The sequence below is a fragment of the Kutzneria sp. 744 genome (assembly GCF_000568255.1).
Classification (GTDB): Bacteria; Actinomycetota; Actinomycetes; order Mycobacteriales; family Pseudonocardiaceae; genus Kutzneria.
The window spans coordinates 1-2431 of the sequence record NZ_KK037166.1 but is presented as its reverse complement, the minus strand read 5'-3'; the positions used below and the strand labels follow the sequence as shown (position 1 = coordinate 2431).

2 protein-coding genes are annotated in these 2431 nt (G+C 71.1%); both read left to right on the top strand.

All coding sequences use genetic code 11. From position 1 onward, the window contains the following. A partial coding sequence (locus KUTG_RS00010; protein WP_043713961.1) for a Mu transposase C-terminal domain-containing protein occupies positions 1-1169 on the top strand: 1169 nt, incomplete at its 5' end. Continuing rightward, on the top strand, positions 1166-2263 hold the full coding sequence (locus KUTG_RS00005) for a TniB family NTP-binding protein (RefSeq protein ID WP_084578746.1): 1098 nt from the start codon (positions 1166-1168) through the stop codon (positions 2261-2263). The genes KUTG_RS00010 and KUTG_RS00005, both read left to right, overlap by 4 nt. Positions 2264-2431 lie beyond the last annotated feature (168 nt).

Below are 2431 nucleotides of genomic sequence, written 5' to 3'. Positions count from 1 at the left end.
CCGTCGACATCGCCACCCGCACGATCTGCGCCGCGGTGCTGCGCCCGGTCGGCACGAAAGCCGTCGACGCCTCCCTGCTGCTGGCCAAGATGCTGGTCCCCGAGCCGATGCGGCCGGGCTGGGCCGACGCTCTGCGGATGTCGGCGTCCCGGCTGCCGCACCAACGGCTGCTGGCCATCGACGCGCGGATGCGCGAGGCCGCCGCGCGGCCGGTCATCGTCCCCGACCAGGTCGTCATCGACCACGGCAAGGTGTTCGTCTCCGACACCTTCACCCGCGCCTGCGAACGGCTGGGCATCTCGATCCAGCCCGCCCGCAAGGACACCCCGACCGACAAGGCCGTGGTCGAGGCGACCTTCAGCGCGATCAAGACGCTGTTCGCCCAGCACGTCGCCGGATTCAAGGGCGCCAACACCCAGCAGCGCGGCCGCGCCGTCGCCGCCGAGTGGACGCTGGAGGAGTTGCAGGACCTGTTGGACGAGTGGCTGATCGTCGGCTGGCAGCACCGGCCGCACGACGCTCTGCGCGATCCCCACGCGCCACGGCGGGTGCTGACCCCGAACGAGCGCTACGCCGACCTGGTCGCGATCGCCGGCTACCTGCCGCTCACCCTGACCAGCACCGACTACCTCGAACTGCTACCGGTGAAGTGGCGGGCGATCAACGACTACGGCATCCGCATCGAACACCGCACTTACGACAGCCCGGACCTCGGGTCGTTCCGCCGCCAGCACTCAGGGCTGACCAGCAAACGGGGCCTCTGGGAAGTGCACTACGACCCCTACGACCTCGCCCAGGTCTTCCTGCGCACGCCCGAGGGCTGGATCACCGTCCCCTGGACGCACCGCGCCATGGTCAGCGCGCCGTTCGCGGACTTCACCTGGCGCCACGCCCGCCGCCTGGCGGCCGAGTCCGGCAGCGACGCGACCGAGGCTGAGGTCGCGCGGATCCTGCACGCGCTGCTGACCCGGGCCGAGCACGGGCCGGACAAGACCGGTCGTCGCGTCGCCGCCCGCACCCGCACCGCGACCACTGCGCACCGGCCGCCGGCGGCAGAAATCGCCCTGGCGCAAGAGATTCCCGCCCCGACGGCCGCGCCGGGCCAGCACACCGACGTGATCCCCTTCGGCGTCTTCGACGCCGACGCCGAAGCCGAAAGGTGGCTATGACAAGGCGACCCCGCCCCCAGCAGGTCCCCGCGCGCCCGGTGGAGGAAGTGCTGCCGGTCATCGAGGAGCCGCTGACCACCAAAGAGGGCTGGCACCGATTCGTCGACCACCAGACCAGCCCGCCGGCCCTACCTGCCCACGCCGATCTGCTGACCCTGTCGGATGCCGAGCGGTTCCGCCTGGACCAGGCGCGACGGGACTACCACGCGCAGCTCCCGCTCGCGCACACGCCGGTGATCCGGCAGGTCATGACCACCGGCCGGCTGCTGGTCCAGCTCAACCACCGCCAGGTCTCCGCGCGCCGGGGCCTGATCGTCTCCGGCGCGTCGGGCACCGGCAAGACCACCGCCCTGACCCAACTCGGCCGAACCCACGAACTCGCGGTCCGACGCCGGCATCCCGGCCTGGCCGGGCAGAACCGGTTGCCGGTCATCTACGTCACCGTCCCGCCGGCGGCCACGCCGAAGATGCTCGCGGCCGAGTTCGCCCGATTCCTTGGCCTGGAGTTCAACCCTCGGGCCAACCTGCCCGAGATCGTCAACGCGGTCTGCACAACCGCCGCGGCCACCCACGTCGAGCTGGTGCTGGTCGACGAGATCCACAACCTCAACCTGGCCACCCGGTCCGGCGCCGAAGTCTCCGACCAGCTCAAATACTTCGCCGAACGGCTGCCCGCGACCTTCGCCTACGCCGGCATCGACGTCGAAGCGCAGGGCCTGTTCGGCGGGGTCCGGGGCCGGCAGATCGCCGGCCGGTTCACGCTGATCGGCTCCGCGCCGTTCGACTACGGCACCGCCGCTCAACGGGAGAGCTGGGCCGGACTGGTGGCCACCCTGGAGTCCACCCTGCGCCTGCACAACCACGACGCCGGAACCCTGGTCGGCCTGGCCGAATACCTGTTCCAGCGCACCGGCGGCATGATCGGCAGCCTGTCCCAGCTCGTTCGCGGCGGCGCGATCCTGGCCATCGAGGATGGCAGCGAACGCATCACCCGAGACCTGCTCGACCTGGTCCCGGTCGACTTCGCCGCCGAACGGTCGACCGCGGCTCGGCGGCCGCGAGCACGGGCAGCGACCAAGCAGGCCAGCGCCTGATGGTCTCCCGGCTGCCGATCCGCCTGCGGCCCGCGCACAACGAGCTCGCGGTCTCCTACCTCGCCAGACTGGCCACTCTGCACGGCATCGCCTTCACCGAGTTGTGGTCACAGGTCAGCACCCGTCGCCGGCATTACGGCATCATCGTGACACTGGACGGCGACCTGC

Coding starts and splice junctions, on each gene's coding strand:
- KUTG_RS00005 (WP_084578746.1), top strand. CDS start 1,166: ATGACAAGGCGACCCCGCCCCCAGCAGGTCCCCGCGCGCCCGGTGGAG.